Origin of the sequence: Sphingomonas sp. PP-CE-3G-477, assembly GCF_003050745.1 — a bacterium.
Lineage (GTDB): Bacteria > Pseudomonadota > Alphaproteobacteria > Sphingomonadales > Sphingomonadaceae > Sphingomonas.
Map to the genome: position 1 here is coordinate 1 of NZ_QAOF01000023.1, position 7,388 is coordinate 7,388.

A 7,388-nucleotide genomic window follows, 5' to 3' on the forward strand; every position below is an offset into this window, starting at 1 on the left:
CCTGACGGGTTTGGCCAGAAGGAGCGCGATTGGAATCGAAATGAGCTGCTGCAGGAGTGGCGCGAGGCGTGGAGCGCACACGTTAACGAACGACTTGCGGAGCTTGGGATCGATATAGTCGCCATGGGGAGTTCCTCTCGTTGAAGGAACTCCATCGTCTGCCGCCGCTGCCGCAGGACCAATCCTCAGAGAGGCTGCGCTACCTTACCGCCACCACCACTGCCGCGCAGCGGCTTCGTGCATTGGCACAAAGGGGGGCTATTACCGCCCTGAACACGACGATCCGACGCCGACGCTAGCTATTGTCGATGGGCGCAGAGGCAAGGTGCTCCAGGCCGTTCCGATGCCGCTATCGCATGGCGAGCGACCGCGAACCCTAGTTGGCGACATCGACGCGCGGCTCGACCGGCAGGGCAATATCTTTGCTTTGTTTGTGCTCAATGGTGGCCGATGGTTTGAGTGGCAACAGGGCAAACTACCCCGCGAGACGCTGCTTCATCCCGGCCCCAACGGCTCTTGGAAGTTTGCTTTAGCCCCGAACCTGAAGACAGTATTGGCCCCTGTGCATTATTCGGACACAGATTCACGGTAGGCGTGCTCTGGTTGATGCCTACCGTTTTCTGCCGGCATCGAAGCGCTATTTTCGCAGCGTCTCGATCCCGAGTTCGCGCCACATCCAGGTAAAGTCGTAGGTGGCCATCGGATCGTTCGGGTCCGGCGCTGCGCCGCTGCGGTTTTCCAGGTGCTTCAGCCATGCCGATAGCCGTTCACGGCCTGCCGCGGTCCGAGCGGCCGCGCGCGGCGTAATATCGCCGAGCATGCCGACGCGTTCGTCGAGGGTCGCGCGATACTGACGATCGAGCATCGCGTGAACGAGCGGGGTCGCCACTTCCGGCGCGACGGTCGGGGCAGGTTCGGACGCCGTCAGCCCCTCCCGCCGCGCGGCCATGGCCTGTTCGACGGTCTCGATGGTTGTGAGCGGTGTGCCGACCAGGTCGCCCAATGTGTCTGCAAGGAGGGCGGTGCCGCGTCCCGCACGCTCGGCGGAGGTAACGGCCAGGATCAGCGCGCGCCCTTTCATCTCGATATTGCCCAGCACCGGCGTGCCGTCCATCATCGTCACACCCCAGGCCATGCGGCCTGTGCCCTTCCGGACCGATGTCGGCTTGTCGCCGAGCCAGTTCCAGAAATGCGAGGTTTCGCGCTGCATGGCTGGCAAAAGATCGAGCCGGTCGCCGATCAGCGCATGGGTTGCGCCGCGCGCAAAGGGGAAGCGGACGCGGTGGAACACCACTTCCTCACCATCGCCGTTGTGCAGCGTCGGTACGGTCATCGCACCCATCGTCCGGGGCACGACGTCGAACAGCCATGCCGTACTGAGGAGAGAAGGAAGCGCGCGCAGCTTGCCGTCGGTGAGCGTCAGCTGGCTGCGCGGACTGCGCTTTCCCTCCACGCGCCGAAGGTCGGCCATGAGAGCGTCGGCTGCCTCCATCGTAAACGATAGCACTCCGCCCGACAGGAGATGCTTGCCGCCCACAATGACGACCCGCGTGCCGATCCTGTCCCATTGTTTGAGCGTCTGCGAGGCGCTGCGTTCGATGACGCGAACCGGGTCGCCGCCCCGGATGAGATCACGGACAAGAAAGCCGCTGCCGGGCTCGACTTCGCTGACCTCGTAAAGGCTCATGACCGAGGATTGCAGCGCGCGCATATAGAGCTTGGCGGGGCCGGCCTCGTTCCAGCCGCGACGCCGGATATAGTCATCGACGAGATTCAGCCCACCGGGTTCGACGGTCCGCGTCAGGAGGTCTTCGAACGCGCAGCCCCACAGCACACCTGCCCAATGGTCGCCGACGATCTCGGCAAGGTCTTCGAACTCGAAATCGAATTCCTCCATCGCAGGCCCAAGATGATCGCCCAGTGCATCGCGCAGACGGGTAGCCCAGGCGGGCGAAGTAGCGAACTTCATGAGACCCGAGAGATCATGGCCGCGCTTCATACTCACTCTCCCTGCTGCTGGCGGTGCGCGGCGACGATCCGTGATACGGTGGGTTCGCTGACGCCGTAGAGCCGGGCCATCTCGGCGCCGGACTTGCGGCCGGAAACGACGGACTCCGCAATCTCGCGGCGCTGCTTGTCGGCCAGTTTGCGTCGCCTTCCGCCAATCCGTCCCTCTGCGCGGGCCTGCGCAAGACCAGCGCTGGTGCGCTCGCGGATCATCGCGCGCTCAAACTCGGCGAAGCTGCCAACCATCTGCATCATCATGCGCCCCGCAGCCGTGGTGGTGTCGATCGCTTCGGTCAGCGAGCGGAAGCCTGCGCCTGCCAGTTCGATCCGCTCCATGATGTTCAGCATGTCCTTCAGACTGCGCGACAACCGGTCGAGCTTCCAGACGACAACCACGTCGCCGTCGCGCAACTGGCCGATCATCTCCAGGAGCTTCGGACGATCCCACCGGCCTCCGCTAGCGATCTCTTCAAATATCTTTCGGCAACCAGCGGCATCGAGCGCACGTCGTTGCGCCACGTTGGACTGGTCGTCGCCTTTCGACACGCGGGCATAGCCGATCAGATAGGGTTCGCGCGTCATCCGGTCTCTTTCACAAACGGCCGTATCCGGAGGCAGAAACAGGAGTGATGGGTTTCCGCCGCCCTCCGCCTTTCACAATCCTCTTTCATTAAGCAAACAAAAGGCAAGAGGTTTTTGGAGGATGAAACATGCCCGCACGCATTCCAATGACCGAGCGGCAGCGCGCTGCACTGCTGGCGCTGCCCGATACCGAAACGATGGTTGTGCGACATCATGGCCTCGACGCCGAAGACATGTCGGCGATCGGTATCGCACGCACTCCAGCGACCCGGCTGAGCTATGCCCTGCAACTCTGCTGTCTGCGCTATCCAGGACGACATCTGCGCGCCGGCGAGCTGTTGCCTGCGATCATGCTCGACCATATCGCCGACCAGGTTGGGATTGAGGCCGGCGTCATCGCCGACTTCGCGCGGCGTACGCCGACCCGCTACGATCAGCTTGCCGCCATCAAAGCCCGGTTTGGTTTTACCGACCTGAGCCAGCCAGTTCGCACCTCGATGATGGCGTGGCTGGCGACCCAAGCCTTGCCCATCGTTGAGGGACGCATTCTGCTCGACCGACTGCTGGACGAGTTGCGCACCCGCCGCATCGTCATCCCCGGTATCAGCGTTGTGGAGCGGATGGCAGCCGAGGCGATGCTTCGGGCAGAAACCGACTTGGTCGCCGCGGTCGACGACGCACTCGATACAAAGATGCGACAACGTCTCGACACGCTGGTGGATGACAAGGTGCATGACCGACAAAGCCGCTTTTCTTGGCTGCGCGAACCGGAGCCCCGCGTCGCATCCGTCTCACTCGCCGAAATCCTCGAGAAGGTCGCACTGATCCGGTGGACCGGCATTTCCCGCGTTCTGATCGATCCCCGGTACGAACCACGCCTGACGCAATTCGCCCGCGAAGGTGTGCGCTATACCGCCCAGGCTTTCCAACAGATGCGCTCTGCCCGCAGGCGGGTCATCCTGCTGGCCACGCTGCGCGAGCTGGAGGCCACGCTTACCGACGCCGCGATCGCCATGTTCGGCGCTTTGATGGGACGCGCTCACCTTCGTGCTCGCAAACGCCTTGAACAGCGGGGCGCGATCTCGGGACGTGAGGGACGCGACCGGCTGATGCGCATCGCCACGGTGCTGGAAACGGTCAGCCGAGCAGCCCGCGCTGGTGAAGATATAGGCGACGCCCTCAGGGATATCATGCCTCTCGACATGCTGGATGCCGATGCGGCGATCATCCGTCGTACCGCCGCACCTCACAGGGATGATGTGCTGAGTGAGATTGCAGCCGAGTACCGGACCTTTAAGCGGGCAGGACCACAGTTCCTGCAAGCGCTCGATTTTCACGGCCGGGCCGGCACCGCGACATTGCGCAATGCGATGACGGTCCTGTCGGATCTCGATGGCGACTGGCGCAAACCGCTTCCCGCCGACGTTCCACTCGGTCATGTCGAGCGGCGCTGGCAACGCCATGTCGTGGTCGCAGGAAAGATCGACCGGACGCATTGGGAAATGGCGACTTACGGTGCGCTCGCCAATGCGCTGGCATCGGGTGATATCTGGGTGCCGACGTCGCGGATGCACCGGTCGCTGGACGTGCTGCTCGCGCCATCGCCCGGCGCATCGCTCCAACCGCCGTTCTCACTCGGCGATCCACATGCATGGCTCGATCAGCGCGCTGAGCAACTCGACAGCGCCTTGCGCGGCGTCGCCCGCAATCTGGACGGGCGTGATGCCGCCCTGTTCGCCGGGGAGAGATTACGCTTCCCAAAAGAGCAGAAGGATGACGACGCCGGGCAGGATGAAGGCCGGCACCTGACGCTCGCCTGTTACGGCATGCTGCCTGCTACCCGTATCACCGACGTGCTGTCGCAGGTCGAACGCTGGACCGGCTTCGCCCGGCATTTCCGTCATGTTTCAACCGGATTGCCGCCTGCTGACGAGCGCGCCTTCCTCGCCACCCTGATTGCCGAGGCGACCAATCTCGGGTTGTCGCGCATGGCCGAGGTATGCGGCGCAGGATCACGCCGCGCGCTCCTGCGCATGCAGACATGGCACATGCGCGAGGAAACCTTTCGCGCGGCGCTTGCCTGTCTGACCGACGCTATTCACGCCGAGCCGATCGCCGCCTGGTTCGGGCAGGGGCACCGGGCGTCGGCAGATGGCCAAGCGTTCTACCTGGGCGGATCGGGTGAAGCCGGCGGGGCGGTCAACGCGCATTATGGTCGCGACCCGGTGGTCAAGATCTACACCACCATCACCGATCGGTACGCGCCGCTTCACCAGACTGTGATCGCTGGCACGGCTGGAGAGGCCATCCATGCGCTCGACGGTATCCTCGGTCACGACAGCAACGCCGATCTGACCGCCCTGCACGTCGATGGAGGCGGCGTTTCCGACATCGTGTTCGCGACGATGCACCTGCTCGGACTCGATTTCGAGCCGCGCATCCCCCGCCTGTCGGATCGACGCCTCTACGCCTTCGAACCCCCGAAGCGTTATGGCAGGCTTGCGCCGCTATTCGGCCACAAGCTCAACCGGGATCTGATTGTCAGCCACTGGCCGGATATCGAACGTGTTATCGGCGCAATGCGCGACCGTACCGTCACGCCCTCACTGATTTTGAAGAAGCTGTCTGCCTACCGCCAGCAGAACAGCCTGGCCGCGGCATTGCGGGAGGTTGGGCGGATCGAGCGCACGCTGTTTACCCTGCGTTGGTTCGAGGATCCGGCGCTGCGCCGCACCGTTACCGCCGAATTGAACAAGGGCGAGGCCCGCAACAGTCTGGCCCGGGCAGTCGCCTTTCATCGGCTCGGTCGTTTCCGCGACCGAGGCCTGGAGAACCAGCAAACCCGGGCGGCTGCGCTCAACCTCGTCACCGCTGCGATCATCCTGTTCAACTGCCGCTATCTCGGTCGCGCCGTTGATGAAATGCGCCGTCGCGGGACGCCGATCGATCCGGCTATGCTGTCTCGCCTGTCGCCGCTGGGCTGGGACCGCATCAACCTCACCGGCGATTATATCTGGTCCGATTACCTGGATCTCGATGCTAACGGCCTCATGCCGCTGCTCCTCAAGCCGCTACCGTGAATCTGTGTCCGAATAATGCACAGGGGCCGTATTGATCGGGCACGGCTTAAGCGCGGGCGGCGTGATTTGCGAGCATTACAGTGGCACCCCCCGCAGACCGGAATGTGAGGAGCGTACCCTGCAGAGTGGGGCGGTTGCCGATCTCTGGGACGTCCAGACGGGTCGTAGGTTATGGAGTATCGCCGGCACCGCATACGACTTTTCGCACACCTACCGGCCTACGATCAGTCCGGACGGGCGCTATGCGCTGGTATCAATGCCGGTTGGCAAGCGGCCGCATCGGGAAACGATCGCGCTGGTCTCCATGGCCGATGGAAGCGAAATCCAGCGGTTCAACATACCCGAATCCTACGATTTCGTCCTTCGGTTCGGCCACGATGGTCGTTCCTTTTCCATCGATGGTTCACTCGCCATCCTCACATATCGCCTTGCTGAAAAGCGCCAAAAACCAGCTTCCTCAAAATGAGGTGGCGCCGCGCCTACCAAGCAAACCTTCTGTTATACACCAAGCATTGCCGTTCTGCTTAGGGTGTCATTTCGCCCTCAGCCGGAACCGACCCCTATATGGACGTTCCATGAGGAAATGGCTGGCCAAACCCGATCGCGCATCTATCCACATTGCCGGGCTTTCGTACTGACTGGAACGAAGCCGTGGTTAACCCGTCGTTTGCTATAGCCGGGACGATTGCGTTGGACAGGCGGTGATCGTCCAGTTCCGGCCGTTGCAATACGATCAACGAACCGCGTTTATGCAAGAGTCACGCCTTGCCAACCATGTAGCAAGAGCTGGCAATCCAAAGAGCAGTGGCGACAAGACGAAAAACTTTGAAATTGCGGTTTGGGGTGGGTTAAATACAAGAAGTGATACTGGAATAATATACACCGCTAGCGTCGTTAACCACATCAAGGATGGTCGAACGCCACTGTCTAGCGCGCGTTGTCCGAATAATATGCCAATACCGATTGGCAACGCTATGAATGAATAATTCAATAGCCCGTGCTGCAGATCTCCAAAAGACAAGAGGAGCAGCGATGCTTGAAACAGAATAAGAGCTAAGATTATTGGAGTAAAGTGTTTCGATCTCAAAGGTACATTTGGCTTCATCGCACCCGATTCGCGAACATCAAGGAAGATCGAGTATATTAGAGCGCAGTCCACTGCTATACTGAGTACGGCTAGGACAATTAGCCAACCGGGCACGGATCGATTTGTTACGGGCTCAACGACGAATATAAACGGGCCTGCGATCCCGAAGGCCACAATTAGACCGCGGACTATATTGGATCGCTTTTCGTTGTGCATTTTCAGGGAATAGTTGCATTTTCCGACCGGATCAACTCAGCTTTCGAGTTAGGGCGATCGTCCGCCTTCTTCCCCAAAGCGGCTGTTCCGCTATCGCTCGAATTGTCAGAAGTTATTGAACTTTCCCCGGAGCAACAGCCACCACCCGATTGAGGGGGACAGGGCAACCAACCAAACGGCGAGCGTTGTCCAGAGGTGATCGCCGTTTTGATCGAGCAGAACATCTGTCAACGACCCAGCCCATCCAGCGGCAAAAATCACCGTCCACCAAGCCACCACGGTCCAAGCTGCTACTACTGCGGCAGCCAAGAACTGGCTCGTGTGGCGCGCGACAATTACGATGAGCGCAAGCGCGTCAATTAGGATGAGCGGTGACGTAGGGATGTCCGGCGGTGGGAGGGCGTAGCCCGAGCACC

5 protein-coding genes are annotated in these 7,388 nt (G+C 61.4%); 2 read left to right on the top strand and 3 right to left on the bottom strand.

All coding sequences use genetic code 11. From position 1 onward, the window contains the following. Positions 1 to 637 precede the first annotated feature (637 nt). Together C8J45_RS18675 and C8J45_RS18680 are read right to left on the bottom strand one after the other, a co-directional pair. Positions 638 to 1,999, bottom strand: coding sequence for a hypothetical protein (locus C8J45_RS18675; RefSeq protein ID WP_107964652.1), 1,362 nt, complete (start codon positions 1,997 to 1,999; stop codon positions 638 to 640). 2 nt (positions 2,000 to 2,001) lie between these two features. Next, complete coding sequence (locus C8J45_RS18680; RefSeq protein WP_107964653.1) at positions 2,002 to 2,589, bottom strand: recombinase family protein; 588 nt, start codon at positions 2,587 to 2,589, stop codon at positions 2,002 to 2,004. A 146-nt stretch (positions 2,590 to 2,735) separates the two neighbouring features. On the opposite strand from C8J45_RS18680, the gene C8J45_RS18685 reads away from it, so the two are divergent. Next, positions 2,736 to 5,669: a Tn3 family transposase gene (locus C8J45_RS18685; RefSeq protein WP_107964654.1), complete on the top strand. Its 2,934-nt coding sequence runs from the start codon at positions 2,736 to 2,738 to the stop codon at positions 5,667 to 5,669. 31 nt (positions 5,670 to 5,700) lie between these two features. After that, on the top strand, positions 5,701 to 6,135 hold the full coding sequence (locus tag C8J45_RS18690; protein ID WP_258191544.1) for a hypothetical protein: 435 nt from the start codon (positions 5,701 to 5,703) through the stop codon (positions 6,133 to 6,135). Positions 6,136 to 7,077: 942 nt separating this feature from the next. Here C8J45_RS18690 and C8J45_RS19455 read toward each other — a convergent pair. After that, a partial coding sequence (locus C8J45_RS19455) for a hypothetical protein (protein WP_219907411.1) occupies positions 7,078 to 7,388 on the bottom strand: 311 nt, incomplete at its 5' end.